Raw genomic sequence first — 19591 nt, forward strand, 5'->3', positions numbered from 1 at the left:
AGGTGAGGGATTCGTTATGAAAGCCGTTGTATTTGAGCAATTTTCCGCCCCTCCCCGCATTCAGCAATTACCTGATCCCGCCCCAGAGCCGCATGGGGTGGTAGTGAACGTCAGGGCGACCGGCGTTTGCCGCAGCGACTGGCACGGCTGGGTAGGGCATGACACGGATATCCAGCTTCCCCATGTGCCGGGGCATGAGCTTGCTGGCGTTGTGGAAGCCGTGGGTAAAGACGTCAAAAAGTGGCGCCTTGGTGACCGCGTCACGGTGCCATTTGTGGGTGGGTGCGGCATTTGCCCAGAGTGCCACTCTGGCAATCATCAGGTGTGCGATAGTCAGTTTCAGCCCGGGTTTACTCACTGGGGTTCGTTTGCCGAGTATGTGAGTATTCACTACGCCGATGTCAATTTAGTCGCTCTACCCGAGACGCTCGATTTTGCGACGGCGGCCAGCTTGGGGTGTCGTTTCGTTACTTCATTTCGGGCTGTGGTCGATCAAGGCAAAACATCGCCAGGCCAATGGGTGGCCGTTCACGGCTGTGGCGGTGTAGGTCTATCGGCGGTGATGATTGCCAATGCTATCGGCGCTAACGTTGTCGCCATCGATATTTCGGAAGACGCGCTGAATCTGGCCCGTCAATTGGGCGCCACTGCCACCGTGAATGCCGCCAAGGTGGCCAATGTGGTTGAAGCGGTTGCGGAAATAACCCGGGGAGGCGCTCACGTATCCCTGGATGCGTTAGGGCACCCGACGACCTGCTTTAACTCCATCAGTAACCTACGTAAACGTGGCAAGCATGTTCAGGTTGGGCTGATGTTGGCTGAGAACAGCACACCGGCCATTCCCATGAGTAAAGTCATTGCCCACGAGCTTGAAATACTGGGCAGTCATGGTATGCAGGCGCATCGCTATGACGCCATGCTGGCGATGATCCAGTCAGGAAAGCTGGCGCCTGAAAAGCTAATCGGCAAACGCATCTCCCTTGAGCAGTCGATTGATGCGCTGATGAATATGGATAAAGTTGAAGGGGCGGGCGTGACGGTGGTGACCGAGTTTTGAGGAAACCGCTGATTAACTATTGCGCTTGACCATACGGCGTTAAAAATCGCCTCAAAATGCTCATTTACAACCCGTAAACTCCGCTTCTTCGTTGATTTTTGCCTTGTCTGGTCTGCGCTCATCACGTTAATCAGAGCCTCTTTGAGACGCTTGGTAACAATTTCCTTCAACGAAACGAGGCAAATTATTCGCTCCTCATCTGCGGGTTGAGGTTTTACGCTGGGCGTATTGATAAGGAGTAAGTTATGCCATCAGACACTATTCAATCAGCACGCCGCGTGATCGCCCAGCATCCAGCCAAGCGCGATGATATCGGCGATTTAGTTACCCGGCGCCCGCTGCCGGGGCCGCAGCTTGAACAGCTCGATCCGTTTCTGTTTCTTAACCATCACGGACCACAGACGTATCCGGCCAATAACCGAGGGTTGCCGTTTGGTCCGCACCCGCACCGGGGGTTTGAGACGGTCACTTTTATTCTGGAAGGTTCGCTGGCTCATGCGGATAGCGCCAGCCATCAAAGCGTGATCCATGCGGGCGGTGTGCAGTGGATGACCGCGGGCAGCGGCATTGTGCATGCGGAAATCTCTCCGCCCGAGTTTCTGCGCGAGGGTGGCCCGCTGGAAATTCTTCAGCTGTGGGTCAACCTGCCATCGCGCTTGAAGATGAGTGAGCCGCGCTATGTGGGGCTGCAGCAGGCGGACATACCTGCCATTGCGCTACTTGGCGGCGGTGAGCTGAACCTGATCGCCGGTGAGTGGCAGGACCAGGCTGGCCCTATCGAGACGCTCACCGGCGTGTTCATGTCGACGCTAAGGTTGCCTGCCGGCGCCCATGAACAGCTGTCCGTTGCCCCCGGGCGGCAGGTGTTTCTCTACGTGGTAGAGGGGGACGTTGAGGTGGGCGGTGAGCCGGTGCAGCCCCACCATCTGATCGAAGTAGATCGCGACGGCGATCGCCTAGATATCGAAGCCAGCAGCGATGCGCGTCTGCTGTTTGGTCACGGTGATGTAATCGACGAGCCGGTCTACTCCCACGGACCGTTTGTGATGAATACCCGCGAAGAGATCGTTCAAGCGGTCGACGATTACCAGAACGGCAAATTTGGCGGACTGGATGCTTAATATTTAAAGCGGCTCGCCGCGATAGTAGTGCCACAGAAACAGCGAACCCACGCTACGCCAGGGCGCCCAGTGTTCGACTAGCTGGCGCGCCTGTTTGGGCGTGGGTTTGTCGTCCATGCCTTTTAGGCGGCCCAGCGCTACTCGCAGGGCAAGGTCATCCGCGGGGAAGACATCCGGGCGTTTGAGTGAAAACATCAGATAGATTTCGGCGCTCCAGCGACCAAAACCGCGTAGCGCAGTAATCGCCGTTATCACCTCCTCATCGCTAAGGTGCTCAAGCCCATCGGCGCTAAAGGTGCCTGCCAGCTCCGCCTCTGCAAGCCCTTTGGCGTACTCAATCTTGCGCCAGGAGAGCCCCGCATCGCGCAGCGCTTGGCTTTCCACTTCCATGACCGCTTTGGCATGCAATGCCGGTAGCAGCGTATTGACGCGGCCCATAATGGCGCGAGCGGCGTCGGTAGAGATCTGCTGGCTAACGATGGTGCCAAAAAAGGTAGCAAAGCCTTGGTCACGCTGGCGCGGGCCGGGGGCGCCCACCAGTGGTAGAGCGCGGGCGATATCGGGGTCGGCCTCGGCTAACGCCAGCATGGCCTGTTCGATTGTTTCTGGCGTCATGGCGACCTCGTGCTGGTTTGTTAAACAGTGTGTTAAGTGAGCCGCATATTGAGTGAGCATTGTGCCCAGACTCGTTGAGAAAGCTCAATGACGGCCAGGTACTTGGTTTAGGGGACCTATGCATTTTGCTTGCTAACTTTTTAAACGCAGCATGTTTCTACTTTCGTCTAATCCTGCGATCATTTAGCGCTAAGCGAGATACCCACAAGTACGGTATCCCAAGGAGATAAGCATGCAGGATTCGACAGCTTCGTCGACTCAAGGGCTGGCGCGTAACCCGCGTCTGGCAGAATTTGTGTTGGCGCTGGGTGGCTTTGGGATTGGCACTAGCGAGTTTGTCATCATGGGCTTGATGAACCGTGTGGCGGGTGATTTAGCCGTGACAGTGCCCCAGGTGGGTTATGCCATCAGTAGTTACGCCTTGGGTGTGGTAGCGGGGGCGCCATTGATTTCAGCGCTGGCCGCGCGAGCCCCCAGGCGGTTGCTATTAATTGTGCTGATGCTGGTGTTTGCGGTCGGCAATATTGCCAGTGCTATGGCGCCGGGGTTCTGGTCATTTGTTGGCCTGCGATTTCTGGCGGGCTTACCCCATGGCGCCTATTTTGGCATTGCCGCGCTGGTGGCGGCGGGGGCGGTGCCGGTCGACCAGCGGGCACGGGCTATCTCACGAGTGATGATGGGCTTAACGGTGGCGATTCTGATAGGAGCACCGCTGGGCACCTGGACCGGAAATCTATTTGGCTGGCAAATTGCGTTTGTGGGGGTCGGGGGCATTGCGCTACTCACCGCACTATTGATCAGGTTTTATGTGCCGGTCCAGCCAGTTGATACGCTAGCCAGTCCCATGCGTGAGCTGTCCGCGCTGCTTAAACAGCGTGTGTTGGTCACGTTGGCTCTCGCCTGCATCGGCTGCGGCGGAATGTTTGCTATTTTTAGCTACGTGATGCCAACGTTAACCCTGCAGGCAGGCATGAGTGAGGCGCTGGGGCCGCTGGTGTTGGTGATTTTTGGCTTGGGTTCTATCGCCGGTAACTTAATCGGCGGGCGCATGGCGGATAAAAATTTGATGCGCGCCATTCCGATTATTCTGCTGTGGTGCGGGGTCATTCAAGGGCTGTTTTACTTTGCCGCGAATAACGTTTGGACGGGGCTTTTGTTTGTCGGCTTAGTGGGGACCAGCATAGCGTTGGCGCCCTCACTGCAAACCCGTTTGATGGATGTGGCCGAAGATGCCCAAACGATGGCGGCCTCGCTCAATCATGCGGCCTTTAACGGAGCGAATGCCTTAGGCGCGTGGTTGGCGGGGCTGGCGATCAGCGCTGGTTTTAGCTGGTCGAGTACGGGGTTAGTCGGTGCTGGCTTAGCGCTCTGTGGGTTGGTGATTTTTGCGGGTGGTCGCTGGCTGGAAAAGCGCACTGACAGTGCTGTGGCACAGCGTGCTTAGCTTTTTTAGTTATCGAACAGTGATAATTAACGTGGCAATTATGTCGAATTCTTTCTAGTGTGTAAGGGTTGCAACCCATATGGAGATGATCATGCACACTCATTTATTAAAAACGACACGTATAGTGACTCTAGGCGCGTTGGTGGCGCTAACCGTCGGTTTGTCGGGCTGCGGCTCAACGACAGGTGAACGTACCGCTAGCGGTGCCGGTGTTGGCGCTGCCGTCGGCGCGGGTGCTGCCGCAGCAACTGGCGGTAGCGTAACCCAAGGTGCCGTTATTGGTGGTGGTGTAGGTGCTGCCACAGGCGCCGCCACGGATGAAGACGATATTAGCCTCGACTAAGTAAATGCTGGTTGATTCGTTAGCGGCATAGCCGAAACCCGCGCATGCCCATGTGGAAGTGATCGGCATGCGCGGCGTTGTAATCCGGCCCTAATACATTGCCAAAGGTATTGCAGGCACCATCACGTGCGGCCCGTAAAAACTCCCCCGTTTCGCCTTCATCATCCCAGTTATTGATCAGGGTAACGCGCTGGCCGTTTTCAAACATAAACCCCACGATATCCAGCGCTTCGGCGGTGGCGTGTTCGCTACGCCTACCTGTTTCACGGCCATAGACATTGCGGCAGGCAAAGCTGCCCACATGGTTGACCTGACTCACCCGGCTGCCCATTATTTCCTCTGCGGCAGGCTGTAATGCGTGCCGCTCATACATTACCCATGCCAGCGCCATAGGGCAGGACGCTACAAAACTTTGATTAAATGCAACGCCACTAGATTCCATGCGCACGATGTTGGACAGCGGGCAGCTTGTCGTAGGTGAGTAATCCGCCAATGGTGTGTAACGCAGTTCCTCTTCGGGAACCGTATCTAACGCAGCTAAACAGCCAGCACGATCATCCGCCAAGCGGTTTAGCTTGAGTTGAGTGACGGGCGTGATGGGGTCATCAATGTGCAGCGGTGCCCAGGGCGCCCAGTGGCGGGGAATCTCGATAATGCCTTTTTGTAGGGCTACGCCCAATGCAATTAGGCCTAAAATAAAAAGCGTACTGCGCATGTCTACCTCCGTGTATGTCACCGCCAACGCTACAGTCATCGCGATGGGTGTGCGATACTGCGCAGCCTTGCTGCTCTGCTGCAGTCGCTCTACTTATTTTCATGGCTTATTGTCGCTAACTGAAGGGAAAGCGCTTCATGTCCCAAGGTACGCTTTTTATCGTTTCTGCCCCGTCGGGTGCAGGCAAGACTAGCTTGGTACGCGAGCTAATTGAAAGCCTGGATGGGATTCAGGTTTCTGTGTCGCACACCACGCGCGCCAAGCGCGAGGGCGAGGTGAATGGTGTGAATTATCACTTCACTGATGTGGCTGAGTTTGAAGCGATGATCGCGCGTGGTGAGTTTTTTGAATATGCCAATGTCTTTGATAACTACTACGGCACCTCGCGTAAGGCAGTAGAGGCATTATTGGCAGCAGGGCAAGACGTCATACTAGAGATCGACTGGCAGGGCGCCCAGCAAGTACGTGATCAAATGCCTGAAGCCGTGTCGATTTTTATTTTACCGCCTTCGCGCGATGAACTGGAACGACGCCTTGCGAGCCGTGGCACCGATGAGCATGCGGTGATTGCCCGACGTATGCGCGATGCAGTGAGTGAAATGGCCCATTATCATGAATATGACTACTTGGTAGTGAATGATGACTTCACCACGGCGTTGCAGGAATTACAGTCATTGGTGATCAGCCGACGCTTAAGCCGCCCGGTAATGAGCGAGCGTCACGCGCCGCTATTAGCTGCGCTCTTGTCACAGGCGCCTGCGGTCGAGTAATCTATTCGGTTCTACTGTGTTTTTAGTACAGTTTTAAATGCGTTTTTTCGCTGGGTCGGCTCCGTTGGCTTTTTTATAACGGTGTCGGCCCGGTTCCGTCATAACAGGAAGGCTCCCATGGCTCGCGTAACCGTTGAAGATTGTCTTGATAATGTTGAAAACCGTTTCAAGCTGGTGATGATTTCCACTCAGCGTGCTCGCCAGCTAGCACGCGGCTCCCGTGATGCGCTACTGCCGTGGGAAAACGACAAGCCCACGGTGATGGCACTGCGTGAAATTGCCGCAGGCTTGGTTGATCATACGGTGCTGGACGAGCCCGTTGAAGCCGCTGTCCGTCCGCGCCCCGCGATGGCACCAACTCATATCGACGACTAACGTTTACAACGACACCGATAGAGGCGCGGTAGATGTTCACCATTGATGACCTGGCCGATCGACTCGGCGGCTATTTACCACCGGATGAAATCCAGCAGGTCAAACGTGCCTTTTACTACGCTGAGCAGGCCCACGATGGCCAGCGGCGGCGTTCCGGCGAGCCTTATGTTACCCACCCGCTCGCGGTAGCGAATATCCTTGCCAACATGCACATGGATCATCAAAGCCTGATGGCTGCCATGCTGCATGACGTTATCGAAGATACCGGCGTTTCCAAAAAAGCCCTTGAGGCCCAGTTCGGCAAACCGGTGGCCGAGCTGGTCGATGGGGTATCCAAACTTACCCAAATCACCTTTGAAGACAAAGCCGTTGCTCAGGCAGAAAACTTCCAGAAGATGGTATTGGCGATGTCGCGCGATATACGCGTCATTATTGTCAAACTTGCCGATCGGTTGCATAACATGCGCACGCTGGGTGCGCTGCGGCCAGATAAGAAGCGCCGCATCGCCCGTGAAACGTTGGAAATTTACGCTCGCATTGCCGGTCGGTTGGGTATTAACACCATCCGCATTGAGCTCGAAGATCTCTCCTTTCAAGCGATTCACCCGATGCGTTCAGAGCGCATTAAGCGTGCGGTTGCTAAAGCGCGAGGGCATCGGCGCAGCACGATGCGCGAAATCCAATCGTCATTGCAAAAGAGTCTGGATGACGACGCGCTCAACGGCACGGTGATTGGGCGTCAAAAGCATCTACTGTCGATCTATAAAAAGATGCGCGACCAGCGTAAGCCCTTTGCCGAAATTATGGACGTGTTTGGTTTTCGCATCATCACCGAAGACGTGGCCAGTTGTTACCGTATTCTGGGCGTAGTACATAACCTCTATAAGCCAGTGCCGGGACGTTTTAAAGACTACATTGCGATTCCCAAAGCCAACGGTTATCAAAGCCTGCATACCACCCTGTTTGGTTCCCGGGGAATGCCCATTGAGGTGCAAATACGCACCCGCGAAATGGAGGCGATGGCCAATAACGGCATTGCCGCCCACTGGCTTTATAAGGCGGGCCAGACCTCTCATCCGATTGCCGAGGGTAGCCATGCCCGTGCTCGTGCCTGGGTGAAGGGCCTACTGGAAATGCAGCGCCATGCCGGTGACTCGTTAGAGTTTATCGAACACGTTAAAAATGACCTTTTTCCCGACGATATCTATGTGTTTACGCCCAAAGGCGACATTATGGAACTTCCTCAGGGAGCTACCGTAATAGACTTCGCCTATACCGTGCATACCGATATTGGCAACAACTGTATTGCTTGTCGTATCGATCGCCACTTGGCGCCACTCTCAACGCGTTTAGAGAGTGGTCAGACGCTGGAAATTATCACCGCTCCCGGCGCACGACCTAATCTCGCCTGGCTTAACTTTGTCACTACGGCGAAGGCGCGCTCGGCGATCCGTCATGCTCTTAAACATCAGCAGCAGACCGAAGCGGTCATGCTGGGACGGCGGTTGCTCAATAAAGCGTTAGCGCCGTTCGACACCAGTCTGGAAGAACTCGATGAGAGTGTACTCAAACGTGCCTTTAAGCAGTTGGACGTCTCCTCTGAAGAGTCGCTGTTAGAGTCGCTGGGCTTAGGGAACCGCATGACTCATGTCGTGGCGCGTCGGTTAGTGGATGCCGCGCACGGCGACAATTACGAACAGCAAAATGAGGGTGAGGGGAGTCGGGCGGTAGTGATCAGTGGTAGCGAAGGCATGGTGATTAGTTTTGCCCGTTGCTGTCATCCACTGCCAGGCGACCCTGTGGTGGGCCATCTTTCTGTGGGCAAAGGCTTGGTCGTTCACCGCGCCGAGTGTAAGAACGTTACTGATAAGAACGATCCCGATAAACTCTTCACGCTTGAGTGGTCGGACACTATTGATGAAGATTTTCCGGTTGCGCTGCGTATCGAAATTGAGAGCCGCCGAGGATTGGTCGCCGAGCTTGCCGGGCTGGTTACTGATGCCGATGCCAATATTGAACGGATTGGCATTGAAGAGCGCGATGCCCACCTTTCCACCGTCAATCTAACACTGTCAGTGAAAGGCCGTGTGCACTTGGCACGGATCATTAAACGCATCCGTAATTTACCCAGCGTTAGCAAAATTACCCGACTCGCCAACTAACACCGTACACAACGACATGCTGATAAAAAATCGGCAGTGCACGCTATTCATAAATATTAAGAAATTAAGCAATACCCATTAAGGAGCGAAACACCGCATGAGCAATAAAGCCGTTATCAACACCAGCAAAGCCCCCGCTGCGATTGGCCCTTACTCCCAGGCCATTAAAGCAGGTAACACGGTTTATCTTTCCGGGCAGATCCCGCTAGATCCCACGACCATGGCGATTGTCTCTGAGGATTTCGAAGCTCAAGCACGCCAAGTCTTCACTAACTTGCAAGCAGTGTGTGAAGAAGCGGCGGGCTCGTTAAGCGATATCGTGAAGCTGAATTTGTATTTAGTGGACTTGGATAACTTTGCGATCGTTAACCAAGTCATGGAAGAGTTCTTCACCGCTCCTTTCCCCGCCCGTGCTGCTGTCGGTGTAAAAGCGCTCCCCAAAGGCAGCCAGGTGGAAGCTGAAGCGGTTATGGTGATCGGCGATTAATCGGGTCGGGTTACACGTTATTGAGGGCTAAAAAGCCGCCTTCTTTCAGCACCTGTGCATACCCTTCGCGATAGCTGGGAAAGCGGAACTGATAGCCAGTGCTAACAATGCGCTGGTTATCGCAACGCTTGCTGGCCCGGCGGCGCAATGGAGACTGCATCGTTTCAGAGGCTTCTACGTTCAGCTGCTTGGCAAGCCACATCATCACGTTATGCATGGTAACGGGCTCGCAGTCGCTACCTAAGTAAATGTCCGCCAGCGTTTCGCCGCTCTCCTGATAGCGAATCAGGTGAGCAATGATGCCGGTGCAGTCGTCGCGGTGAATGCGGTTGGAGTAGATGACCGGGGTGATCGCGGCCACGCGTCCCTCAGCGACTTGGTGAATGAGCCGGTCGCGGCCTGGGCCGTAGATGCCAGAAAAGCGAACGACCGTGCCGGGCAATGAGTGTTTGATCAGCGCCTGTTCGGCTTCGCACATCAGTGTGCCCGAGAAGCTGCTGGGGTCCGTCGGGCTCTCTTCATTGACCACTTCGCCTTCCTGCTGGCCATGCACGCTGGTCGATGAGACAAAAAATACCCGCCGGGGGGGCGTTTTATGCTGTTCCATAATATGCAGCACACGCTTTAAGCCTTCGGGGTAGGCACTTTGATAGGCGCTCTCCTCGAAACGATCAGCGCTGACGGTATAGACGACATAGTCAGCTTGGGGAAGGCTGCTGGATTCGGCGTCTTCGAGGTCGTTTAAATCCAACTTTAGCGGTTTAATACCGGTGCCTTCCAAAGCCTCGACATTGCGACGTAAGCCAATCACCTGGTGCCCTTCCTCAAGCAGCTCACGCCCAAGGTTGATCCCAATATCGCCACAGCCGATAATCAGTACGGTTAGCTTCACCGTGCTCACTCCTCTTGATTAATATTCCCTATTAGATGCAAAGTCTCTACCTAATGTGACATTGTCGTTTTAGAACACGTCAGATGAGAAAACCGTCGGCAGAGCTTGCTTGTCCTTTTCCATCCCGCTGACCGCCATGATATTAGTCACGAGCTGCTACGAGAGGATGCCACTGGCACCGCTATGACTTTAACAGAACTTCGCTACATCGTAACCCTCGCCCAGGAGCGTCACTTTGGCCGTGCGGCGGAACGCTGCCACGTTTCACAACCCACGCTCTCCGTCGCGGTGAAAAAGTTGGAAGAGGAACTGGAAACGCCGTTGTTTGAGCGCTCCAAGTCCACCGTACAGGTTACTCCGCTGGGGGAAAAGATTGTTGCCCAGGCGCAGCGTGTGCTGGAACAGAGCACGCTGATTTTTGAGCTGGCCAGCACGGGTAAAGATCAACTGGCCAACCCACTGCGCATTGGTGCGATTTATACGATTGGTCCTTATCTGTTTCCCCATTTGGTTCCTGCGCTGGCCAGCGCAGCGCCGCAGATGCCGCTGTATATTGAAGAAGGCATGACCGGCACCCTGCGCGCCAAGCTAAGAAGCGGTGAGCTGGATGTCATCATTGTGGCGTTACCCTTTACCGAAACCGATGTGGTCACCAAGCCGATCTACGATGAAGCTTTTGAAGTATTGATGCCCGCCAATCACCCCTGGGTTTCACGCGAAGCGATCAATAAAGAGGATTTACTCGAAGAGCGCCTGCTACTGCTGGGTGAAGGGCACTGCTTCCGTGATCAGATCCTGGAAGCCTGTCCGGCGATTACCCAAAAGCTTAACAGCCCCAACAACACCTTGATTGCCGAAGGCGGCTCGCTGGAAACCATTCGCCATATGGTCGCTTCCCGGTTGGGCATTACGGTATTGCCGCAGTCGGCGCTGGGCACTAATCAGTATGAGAATGCCATGTTAGTGAGTCGGCCGTTTGTTAACCCGGCGCCATCGCGTACCGTGGCGATTGCCTGGCGGGCGAGTTTTCCGCGGCCCAAAGCCATTGAAGCGCTCATCCAGGCGATCAGCCACTGTCAGCAGCCTGCTCAGGCCGTGAAAAGCGCCCCATGAGCGATCTCGCCGCGCCCATTACGGCGCTGAAAGGCGTGGGCGAAGCGCTGTCGCTGAAACTTGGCCGGTTGGGGATCGAGCGGGTCAGCGATCTGCTGTTTCACCTGCCGTTGCGCTATCAGGACCGCACGCGGCTGACGCCAATAGGCCTGCTGAGATCGGGCCAAGAAGCGGTCATTGAGGGCGAAGTGACCGCCTGCGATGTGGTAAAAGGACGTCGCCGCAGCCTGTTAGTACGCCTACGCGATACCAGCGGTATCTTGAGTCTGCGGTTTTTTCACTTTTCGCCCGCGCAGCAGCAACAGATGCGCCCTGGCGCCACGGTGCGCGCCTTTGGCGAAGCGCGCGCCGGTGCCACCGGGTTAGAGATTTATCATCCCGAATACCGGCTCAGTGGCGGCAGCGAAACGCCGGTAGAAGAGTATTTCACGCCTATTTACCCCACTACCGAAGGGCTCAACCAACCGCGGCTACGTGCCCTTGCGCAGCAGGCACTCGGGCTGCTGGATAACGCCCCCGAGGCGCTGCCCGATGTGATTCCCGATACGCTACTCCAACGCTTTCAGTTACCTGGCCTTCACGCCAGCTTACATTTGCTTCACCAACCTCCGCCCGATGTGAATATCGAACAACTGACCAGTGGCCAGCACCCGGCTACACGGCGGCTAGCGTTGGAAGAGTTACTTGCCCATCAGCTCAGCCTGCGCGAGGTTCGCCTGCGCATTCAGGCCGATGGCGCACCAACGCTACCGTCTGGACGCAGCCTGCAGGCGCGCTTTTTGGCCCAACTACCGTTTGCGCTAACTGGTGCTCAGCGTCGCGTGTTGGAGGAAATCAGCCACGATTTAAGCCGCCCGGCACCCATGCTGCGGCTGATCCAGGGCGATGTGGGTTCTGGTAAAACCGTGGTTGCCGCTATGGCTGCGCTGAGCGCCCTGGCGGGTAACTGCCAGGCGGCGATTATGGCGCCCACAGAGATTCTCGCCGAGCAGCACTACCGCTCGTTCAAAGCCTGGTTTGAGCCGCTGGGCATCGAAGTGGCGTGGCTGGCGGGCAAACTCAAAGGCAAGGCGAGGCTGGATGCCAAAGCGGCGATAGCCGATGGCCGTGCCCGCATGGTGGTCGGCACCCATGCGCTATTTCAAGATGATGTCCACTTCCAGTGTTTAGGGCTGGCGATTATTGATGAACAGCATCGCTTTGGTGTGCACCAGCGCTTGGCGCTACGCGAGAAGGGCGAAGCCGGAGGGCTTACTCCGCACCAACTGATCATGACCGCTACCCCTATTCCACGTACTCTTGCCATGAGCGCCTACGCGGATCTGGATGTCTCGGTGATCGACGAGTTGCCCCCCGGGCGTACGCCGGTGAAAACCGTGGTAGTGCCCGACGAGCGGCGCCCGGAAGTGGTCGAGCGTATTCGGCTGGCCTGTAGCGAAGGCCGTCAGGCCTATTGGGTGTGTACGCTGATTGATGAATCCGAAGTGCTGCAGTGTCAGGCTGCCGAGGTCACCCGGGATGAGCTAACCGTAGCGCTTCCTGAGTTGGCGGTAGGGCTGGTGCACGGGCGCATGAAGTCGAGCGAGAAAGCCGAGGTAATGACCGCCTTTAAAGCGGGCGAACTGGATTTGCTGGTGGCTACCACGGTGATTGAAGTGGGGGTCGATGTGCCCAACGCCAGCTTAATGATTATCGAAAACCCCGAGCGCCTGGGGCTTTCGCAGCTTCACCAGTTACGCGGGCGAGTAGGGCGTGGCAGCACGGAAAGCTTCTGCGTGCTGCTTTATCATCCGCCGCTGTCCAAAAGCTCGCGCCAGCGTTTGGCCGTCATGCGCGAAACCACCGATGGCTTCCGTATTGCAGAGAAAGACTTGGAAATTCGCGGCCCGGGCGAAGTGCTCGGCACCCGCCAAACCGGCTTGGCGCAGATGAAAATCGCCGACCTGGAGCGGGATGCTAACTTGTTAGAGCGGGTAACAGCGCTTGCCCAAACGCTACAGGGCAACGCCGACGTCACCGCCGTGCTGGTGCGCCGCTGGTTAGGTGAGGCAGCAGGGCGTTATGGGCAGGTTTAGGGTCGGCGCAAAGTCCAGGCCAACCGGGTCATCTCCTAGCCTTCGATACCGTCGTTACGTTGTGCACGGCGATGATAAAAAAGCAGGTAAGCAAGCCCTAGTGGTGCAATAAAAATGGCAAACCCCCAGCAAAGCGTGATGGTGAATAACTTCACTATCAGCATGAATAAAGCGTTGACAAAGAACACGTTATTACCCATTAGGAAGCCTATCACTTCTTCATAGACAAAGCGTGAGTAGGGATAAAGCATGGCATTGGCGAGCAGCAATACAACTTGATCTATTCGTATTTGCCCTCCCCCTTGTACCACAGTAAACAGAAGTAATGCCGACAAGCCAGCTCCGAAGAGTAGCTGGCGAAGGTAATAACGCGGTGAAAGGCCACCAAATGTCATGGCGATGAAATGACGCATGGATATCTCCTAATAATTCGTTTTCTTTTCTATCCGCGCCAGCTCAGGCAGCGGTAACCGTTAATGAATGAAGCATTCGAGCAGTAAACGCCCGCTCAACGCATAGTCCAACCTGCCATGGCCTCCCTGGGGTGCTGGGAAGGCTGTTCCGTTGATGAGCTGGTTGCGTCGCTAGGCATATCCACGCCGCGCCAGGCGAAATAGCGGTAGTGTCGGCTACCTACGCTGGCGTTCGCGCCCCCGGCCTGAAAGCTCCGCGCCTGATCTTCAGCATGGCGGTCATGGATGCCATAGCGGAACAGATAGGCGACGCCAGGGCTGTGCTCGAAGGTTGCTTCCATCTCGCTACGCGCGGACTCGCCGCTGGTTCGGGCCATCCATAGTTCTGCCCACTTGCCTTCGGTGGCCAAGTGCCGCTGGGCGTGGCTAGCTATCTCATTGGGCGCCCCATAGTGCTGGCTAATTAGCGTGCGCGCCTCTTGGCTGACCTCTTTCAACCAGCCCCATTGCGCTTCCAGTTCAGCCAACGCCTGTTCAACTTCCTCGGTAGTAGCGGTGATATCTCCCCATTCGGCAGGCCGGGTCAGCGAGGCCGTGGGAACGCCCAATACGCCGCTCGGTCGGCTGGGCAGCTCGTCGAACCGGGCCTCCAACGCAGCCTTGGTATCCCGGTACATCAGGTAGCGTTTGGCCAGCCAGGTGAGGTACAGCTCGCTATGAAAGCGGAAGTTCTCGACACTTGGAGTCCGGTGCCCCTGGCTTGCCTCTGCATAGGCCTGAGCCAGTGAAGGGAGCGTATGGTCTTCTATTAAATCATCAACCATAAAATATGCCGCCACATCAGGGTTGCGCTGGTAGAGTTGTTCCAGGTTTGGAATGGGCACACCGGCTCGATGTGCCATGCGATACATCCGGTGCAATGCATAGCGCGATAGCTCGGCGCTGACCTTCTGCTCGCCGGACTTTAGGCCACCGCCTACATCTTCACTAATGCCAGGCAGCAACTCCTCGCGCCAGTTGGCCTGCTCCCCGCCAAGGGGGCGGCAGCGGCGGGTAATCCGGCGTTCGTGGGCAGCAATCAGGTGCACTGCACGGCGGCAGGCGAGATGCAGCGGGCCGCCGTCATCAATTTCCGTGACGGCCGGTGTCAGGGCTTCCAGCGGGCCCATATCCGGGTGGGTGCGGTGCACGCAATCGAACAGCCCGGCAAAGGCGACGACTATTTCCGCACCCTGGTAGCGGTAGGTGTCACCCTCGCGGTCACAGGTTTCATCGAGCAGCTCGCGGATAAAAGCCTTGGCCAGGGCGGCGCCAAAATCGAAGCCGAATACCGAGACACGAATCGTGCGTAACGGCATATCGCCTGAATTTGCTTGCGCCACCAAACGCTCAAAATCACTCATTGCTTTGGTTAGACGTGAGGCCGCCCCGCTGGTCAGTAGTGTGGTCATCAAGGGGGTGTCCCGTAGCGGCGACCATGACTCTATGCCAAGGCGTAAAACGGCGTCGCGGGGTGCCTTTACCCACCCTTTGAGCGAACTGAACTGCTGCGCCAGGGTGCGTCGAGAGGTCTCCCACCAGGCTCGTCCGCTCTCTTCAAGCAGCCCGCGTCCCACCGCTTCGCGGGCGCTACCACTGATATGCCCTTCGAGCGTGCTACGGGCTTCACCGGGGGCCATACGCCCCACGGTGGCCATGCTCTCGGACGCATCGATCTCCAACTGCGTACCTAGACCGGGAAGATAGAGTTTACGAAAACGCTTACCCGCTCCATCATACTCAGGGCCAGGAAATGCACGGTGTAGTCGCGCGATATTACTAAGGCGTCCTTCGGTCTCATCATGAAATAGATTTCGCCCTACGCCATCGAAAAAAATACCGACTTCCAATGTGCTCTGACAAACAAGACTGGTTTCCTGCGTGAGATCTTCGTTAATCGCGTTCAATGCTTCACAGTTAGCTATGATTTCTTGCTCTGTCATTGAGTTTCACCCCCGACAGTGGCCAATGAAGTCTCGCTGTAAGGTGACTCCAAGCCTTGGCTCCACCCCAATTTCACTTCTTTGTCCGATAAAATATGTACATGTAAGTATAGTTCCTGACGTTCACGCTCAGGCATAGATAGATTTACTGTGTGAGATTCTGGACTATCGCCACGTTCAAACTCTTCCACTGTTCTGCTATATGTCCAAGCCACCTCAGCAGTCTTTCCTCCAACTCTCTGACAGCAAACAATGCTTCCACCTCCGCTATTAGGCCCTAAGTCTCCACCAGCAGCGTCGTTAACGCGAAAACTATGAATTCGTCGTTCCGTGTGATTATGGCCTACGATGGAAGCACTAGTTGGGCCAGGGTGCAGGTTAGGCATAAAGAGCAGCCATATAAGTAAACCCGCTAAAAACGCAGCTAGGGCCCAGCGTGCTTTCTTGGGCAGGCCGTCCCACATTTGATTAAACAACCAGTTCCAGATCCATCTCACCAGCATGGGTTACTCCTGATAGCGGGCCACATCGAGGCGCTTTGGCAAATGGTCATAGGGCGATACTAGGTTTGGGCTCCAGCCCAGCTTGACTTCGTTATTGGGCAGAAAATGCACATGCAGGTAACGGTCTTCCCGGCTACGTTCGGGCATCGGCAGTGTGACACTGTGACTCTCAGGCTCATCGCCACGCTCGAACCCCTCTACGGTTCGCCCATAAACCCATTCCACCTCGGCGGTATCACTGATGATTCGCTGGCAGCATATTGTGCTCCCGCCTCCATAAGCTCCTAGGTTTCCTCCACCACGCTCATTAACCCAGAAACGAGACAGGCCGATCAATATGACTATGCCCACGTATGGAGGTATCCGTGGGCATTGGGTGCAGGTTGGGCATAAAGAACAGCCATATAAGGAAACCCGCTAAAAGCACCGCTAGGACCCAGCGTGCTTTCTTGGGCAGGCCGTCCCACATTTGATTAAACAACCAGTTCCAGATCCATCTCACCAGCATGGGTTACTCCTGGCTGCGGGCTAACAATCGACGATACACATAGGCCAGCCGCTCGCCCGTTTCAACCAGGCCCGCTTCAGTTGTGGCCAGGAGCGCGGCCTCCACCCGCTGTGGTCGAGTGCAGGTGCATACACCAGCAAACAGCTCTGGGTGTTGCTGGGTCAGCAGCCGGGTAAAGGAGCTAACCTCGGGGTCGCCTTGCAGCGCATGGTAAAGCGAGGAGGACAGTGTCAACTGCCATGGAGATTCATCTGGGGCCTGAGTCGGCATGGCGCCCAGGGTCTGCCAGCCCTGTTCAGCGTCTGGTCGCCACCACTGTTCGATGCCACCGAAAAGTGAGCGGTGCCAGTCAGCGTGGGTCTCGGCATGTAATTGCGTGATCACCCGGGGCAGGTAAAAACGTAGCAGGGAAGGCGGCTCATCCACAGGGCACGCTACCATGGCGGGGGCTAACTGAGTGGCCAACTGCTGGGTTGTTGTACGGCTCTCAATCCAGGCATGCAGAGCGCAGCCAAGCGCTGCCTGCGCTGCCTGCGCTGCTATCTCGGTTATCGCATCGAATGTTATCTCGAAAAGCCAAGGCCCTTCGGTGGTCAGATGTGGCTGCTGATCATCCCGCAGCAACGGCCAGGCCGAGACGCCATCTGTTTCGAATAGTGCAGTACGTAGCGCCGGTTTAAGAAGGCCCAGCTCAATCAGGGCCGTGCGTTTTAATGCCTTATCCGCTGGCCAGGGAGTGAGTTGCCAATCGGAGGGGATATGAGCGACCTCGACCATCGGCTATTCCCCTGCCTGAATCATTGTTTGCCCCGAGGCCAGCGCCGCCTGCCAGCACTCCTCGCATACCTCCGGCACCTTAAGGCGTGTCGTCAGCAGAGCCTCTTGTGTCACGCCGTCTGCATGCTGATGCGCTTCAGATATTGCCCGTCCCGGTAACACTGGCCCTTGGGCTTGTTGCCCACTCCCCACGCCTGGGCTGCCGCCAGAGTTGATCTTCACCTGCACTCCGACAATCGTAATGCCGCTGGGGTCGAGCTTAACGAAGCTTCCTCCGGCTTTAAGGGTGATTTCTGCTCCGGCAGCGATGACCGTTTTGCCACCTGATTTTTGATGTATTTCCTGCCCGACTTCTAACAACTGCGCCTGGCCGACTTTCTCATGGCGGGTGCCGCCGATCATCAGGTTGTCGTCGCCGTCTACCTTCGTGTGGCGATTTTGATGCATCGTGTGGTGGTCATCATTGTCGACCTCGCTGATGCGGTCGTTGTGTACCTTAAGGTGGCTGTCGCGCTGGATCTCTTCGGTGCGGTCGTTCAGGGTTAACAGCTCTAAATCTTTCTGGGCGTGTAGCCAGATTTGCTCTTCGCCAGCTTCGTCTTCAAAGCGCAGCTCGTTGAAGCCTTCCGCCTTGTGGCTCTGGGTGCGGATAACGGTGCGGGTTTTGTGTTCCGGCAGTGAGTAAGGGGCTGTGTTGACGGCGTGGTAGGTGCGCCCGGTAATTAGTGGCTGATCGGGGTCGCCTTCTAAGAATGAAATAATCACTTCATGGCCAATACGGGGAATGGCAATACTGCCGTAGCCGCCCCCTGCCCAGCCTTGGGCGACCCGTACCCAGCAGCTCGCCGTTTCATTCGGTTCGCCGTAGCGATCCCAGGGGAACTGCACTTTGACCCGGCCGTGCTCGTCGCAGTGAATCTCTTCGCCTTCGGGTCCAACCACGAAGGCCACTTGCGGGCCATCTACCCTAGGTTTGGGGGTTGGGGTGGCCCGCCAGGGGGTATCACCGGGAATCAGCGTGAGCTGGCTATAGTAGCGGGTCATTGCTTCTGTTCCTGCCCGGCCCTGCAGGTGAGCATCGCACTGGGTCATCCCGTCTTCTTCCAGCGCCTGGGGCTGCTCGCCGTGGTGGTTGACGCTAATGGCCTGCCAGTCCCGGTTGAGGCGGTCGGTATCGTGATCGGTCAAGGTAAAGCGCAGGCCGGGGGCCAGCTCAGGCAGGTCGCTTTCCGCATGGGCGGTGATAACCTCGCGGCGCAGCTGCTCTAAACGAATCCGTGTAAAGGGGTCGCCAGAAGAATTCTGCTTATAACGGCCGGGGTAGTCGTAGTGCTCGTAGTCGGTGTTTTGACCATGGGTTTCTACGTCGCGGCCCAGGTGCTCATGCAGCTGTGCATAGGCGGGGTTTTTAAAGCTGTAATCCTTCAGCGTGGCGGAGGCGGCCGCGACGCGGGCCTTGTGGCTTAGCTTGCGTACATGGCGGGTGGGAGCAGTACCCCCGGCGCGGCTGTTGTAGGGGCGTTCGCCAACGCTGGTAAGTACCTGAGGGTCATCGGCAAAGATTAAGCGGTGGGCACCGCCATCGCTGCCTTCACCGCGTTCAGCAAACTCATGGAAGTAGAACAGGCCCTCTTCTGCGGCCAGGCGCTCGATAAAGGCGAGATCGGTCTCGCGGTACTGCACGCAGTACTCGCGTTCGGCGAGTTCACGCTTAACCGCAAAGCTCACATCGGTAATACCCCGTTCGTCGCACAGGGTATTAATAATGGTGAGCGGATCGACCTTCTGAAAAATCCGTGAGTTTTGGCGCAAGGAGAGTCGCCATAACGCCGGGCGCAATACCAGGGAGTAGAAGGTGCGGCGGTGGCCACGGTCGCCCCGGCCAAATTCAGCAACAATGCCATGGACCCGCCGCAGCGGTTGGCCGTCCTGCCAAATAGTCAGGGTGGCTTCACGATCCAGCAGCTCGGCAGCATCAAGGTTGCCGTCTTTGCTGGCCAGGTTAAGCGACAGCTCAAAAGGCTGGGAGAGCGCTTCGCGGTGGGTAAAGTCGATCACCGCGATTTCATCAACGCCGGGTAGCGTTAGGGTGAACTGCAGGCCAGTACTCGCCCCCGTATTGTCTGCCATCGCCGCGCTCCGTGGATCGTCTAATGCTAATAAAAACGATTAGGGTAGCGAGCCCAAAGCGCAGCGCAACCCCAAAAAGGCGGTTGCAGGGCAAGTCACAGGGATCTCT

The 19591-nt window shown here is 56.4% G+C and carries 20 protein-coding genes; 10 read left to right on the forward strand and 10 right to left on the reverse strand.

Features of this window, described 5'->3' with window-relative positions; genetic code table 11:
- The first annotated feature begins 16 nt into the window (after positions 1–16).
- Positions 17–1057, forward strand: coding sequence for a zinc-dependent alcohol dehydrogenase family protein (locus ACUVOF_RS19980; RefSeq protein WP_447046009.1), 1041 nt, complete (start codon positions 17–19; stop codon positions 1055–1057).
- A gap of 245 nt (positions 1058–1302) precedes the next feature.
- A complete protein-coding gene (locus ACUVOF_RS19985) occupies positions 1303–2178 on the forward strand; it encodes a pirin family protein (RefSeq protein ID WP_447046010.1) in 876 nt (291 codons plus the stop codon).
- A 3-nt stretch (positions 2179–2181) separates the two neighbouring features.
- Here ACUVOF_RS19985 and ACUVOF_RS19990 read toward each other — a convergent pair whose 3' ends face one another.
- A complete protein-coding gene (locus ACUVOF_RS19990; protein ID WP_447046011.1) occupies positions 2182–2793 on the reverse strand; it encodes a DNA-3-methyladenine glycosylase family protein in 612 nt (203 codons plus the stop codon).
- Between the two features lie 232 nt (positions 2794–3025).
- Here ACUVOF_RS19990 and ACUVOF_RS19995 point away from each other — a divergent pair, with 232 nt between their 5' ends.
- Entirely contained in the window at positions 3026–4237 is a 1212-nt protein-coding gene (locus ACUVOF_RS19995; protein WP_447046012.1) for an MFS transporter, read from the forward strand.
- 91 nt (positions 4238–4328) lie between these two features.
- The gene (locus ACUVOF_RS20000) at positions 4329–4580 is read left to right on the forward strand and encodes a hypothetical protein (protein ID WP_447046013.1); all 252 of its coding nucleotides are present in this window, start codon (positions 4329–4331) and stop codon (positions 4578–4580) included.
- A gap of 19 nt (positions 4581–4599) precedes the next feature.
- On the opposite strand, the gene ACUVOF_RS20005 is transcribed toward ACUVOF_RS20000, so the two are convergent.
- Entirely contained in the window at positions 4600–5295 is a 696-nt protein-coding gene (locus ACUVOF_RS20005) for an extensin-like domain-containing protein (RefSeq protein WP_447046014.1), read from the reverse strand.
- Positions 5296–5432: 137 nt separating this feature from the next.
- Between ACUVOF_RS20005 and gmk the strand changes: the two genes are divergently transcribed.
- The 4 genes from gmk (at position 5433) to ACUVOF_RS20025 (ending at position 9089) form a co-directional block, all read left to right on the forward strand.
- Complete coding sequence (gene gmk, locus ACUVOF_RS20010; RefSeq protein WP_447046015.1) at positions 5433–6065, forward strand: guanylate kinase; 633 nt, start codon at positions 5433–5435, stop codon at positions 6063–6065.
- Between the two features lie 117 nt (positions 6066–6182).
- Positions 6183–6440, forward strand: a complete 258-nt coding sequence (gene rpoZ, locus ACUVOF_RS20015) for a DNA-directed RNA polymerase subunit omega (RefSeq protein WP_113270169.1) — start codon at positions 6183–6185, stop codon at positions 6438–6440.
- Between the two features lie 32 nt (positions 6441–6472).
- On the forward strand, positions 6473–8602 hold the full coding sequence (locus tag ACUVOF_RS20020) for a RelA/SpoT family protein (RefSeq protein WP_447046016.1): 2130 nt from the start codon (positions 6473–6475) through the stop codon (positions 8600–8602).
- A gap of 97 nt (positions 8603–8699) precedes the next feature.
- Entirely contained in the window at positions 8700–9089 is a 390-nt protein-coding gene (locus tag ACUVOF_RS20025; protein ID WP_113270167.1) for a RidA family protein, read from the forward strand.
- A 10-nt stretch (positions 9090–9099) separates the two neighbouring features.
- Here the strand turns inward: ACUVOF_RS20025 and ACUVOF_RS20030 are convergent, their stop codons facing one another.
- A complete protein-coding gene (locus ACUVOF_RS20030) occupies positions 9100–9981 on the reverse strand; it encodes an SDR family oxidoreductase (RefSeq protein WP_447046017.1) in 882 nt (293 codons plus the stop codon).
- A gap of 183 nt (positions 9982–10164) precedes the next feature.
- Between ACUVOF_RS20030 and ACUVOF_RS20035 the strand changes: the two genes are divergently transcribed.
- Both ACUVOF_RS20035 and recG read left to right on the forward strand, forming a co-directional pair.
- The gene (locus tag ACUVOF_RS20035) at positions 10165–11094 is read left to right on the forward strand and encodes a hydrogen peroxide-inducible genes activator (RefSeq protein ID WP_447046018.1); all 930 of its coding nucleotides are present in this window, start codon (positions 10165–10167) and stop codon (positions 11092–11094) included.
- On the forward strand, positions 11091–13169 hold the full coding sequence (recG, locus tag ACUVOF_RS20040; RefSeq protein WP_447046019.1) for an ATP-dependent DNA helicase RecG: 2079 nt from the start codon (positions 11091–11093) through the stop codon (positions 13167–13169). Before ACUVOF_RS20035 ends, recG begins: the two co-directional genes overlap by 4 nt.
- 35 nt (positions 13170–13204) lie before the next feature.
- Here recG and ACUVOF_RS20045 read toward each other — a convergent pair whose 3' ends face one another.
- The 7 genes from ACUVOF_RS20045 to tssI all read right to left on the reverse strand — a co-directional run bounded on the left by ACUVOF_RS20045 (position 13205) and on the right by tssI (position 19482).
- Positions 13205–13582 (reverse strand): hypothetical protein, encoded by a 378-nt coding sequence (locus ACUVOF_RS20045; RefSeq protein ID WP_447046020.1) that lies wholly within the window; start codon positions 13580–13582, stop codon positions 13205–13207.
- Positions 13583–13677: 95 nt separating this feature from the next.
- Positions 13678–15564, reverse strand: a complete 1887-nt coding sequence (locus tag ACUVOF_RS20050) for a DUF2235 domain-containing protein (RefSeq protein WP_447046021.1) — start codon at positions 15562–15564, stop codon at positions 13678–13680.
- Positions 15561–16067, reverse strand: a complete 507-nt coding sequence (locus tag ACUVOF_RS20055; protein ID WP_447046022.1) for a DUF3304 domain-containing protein — start codon at positions 16065–16067, stop codon at positions 15561–15563. Before ACUVOF_RS20055 ends, ACUVOF_RS20050 begins: the two co-directional genes overlap by 4 nt.
- A gap of 3 nt (positions 16068–16070) precedes the next feature.
- Positions 16071–16418, reverse strand: coding sequence for a DUF3304 domain-containing protein (locus ACUVOF_RS20060; protein WP_447046023.1), 348 nt, complete (start codon positions 16416–16418; stop codon positions 16071–16073).
- On the reverse strand, positions 16375–16575 hold the full coding sequence (locus ACUVOF_RS20065; protein WP_447046024.1) for a hypothetical protein: 201 nt from the start codon (positions 16573–16575) through the stop codon (positions 16375–16377). The genes ACUVOF_RS20060 and ACUVOF_RS20065 overlap by 44 nt, the downstream gene beginning before the upstream one ends.
- A 3-nt stretch (positions 16576–16578) precedes the next feature.
- Positions 16579–17352, reverse strand: a complete 774-nt coding sequence (locus ACUVOF_RS20070; protein WP_447046026.1) for a DUF4123 domain-containing protein — start codon at positions 17350–17352, stop codon at positions 16579–16581.
- Between the two features lie 3 nt (positions 17353–17355).
- Positions 17356–19482, reverse strand: coding sequence for a type VI secretion system tip protein TssI/VgrG (gene tssI / locus ACUVOF_RS20075; RefSeq protein ID WP_447046027.1), 2127 nt, complete (start codon positions 19480–19482; stop codon positions 17356–17358).
- Positions 19483–19591 lie beyond the last annotated feature (109 nt).

The sequence above is a fragment of the Vreelandella sp. H-I2 genome (genome assembly GCF_052959335.1).